Annotated in this window: 1 pseudogene; it reads left to right on the top strand. The window is 66.4% G+C overall.

Annotated elements, in window-relative coordinates:
- Positions 1–259: pseudogene (locus FS767_RS22370) on the top strand (LptF/LptG family permease); the annotation flags it as partial.

Here is a 259-nt window from a genome sequence, read left to right as displayed (position 1 = left end):
GTCGCCCTGATCGTCGCCTGGCTGAGTCTGTCGCTGGCGCCGCTGGGCGTGCAGAAGGTCACCACCATCCTCAACCAGCAGGATGCCATGACCGAGTTCGATACCCTCGAACCGGGTCGCTTCCAGTCCCTGAGGGACAACTCTCGCGTCACCTACACCGAGCGCCTGTCGGCGGATCGCAGCCAGCTGGGCGGGGTCTTCATTTCCGAGCGCAACACCTCCACTGCCGGCGGCAAGGACCGTGGCGTGGGCGTGCTGG

This window comes from Pseudomonas sp. DE0010, assembly GCF_007680745.1.
GTDB lineage: Bacteria > Pseudomonadota > Gammaproteobacteria > Pseudomonadales > Pseudomonadaceae > Aquipseudomonas > Aquipseudomonas parafulva_B.
Note: the sequence above shows the minus strand (reverse complement) of the source record. Positions and strands in the feature narration are given on the sequence as shown.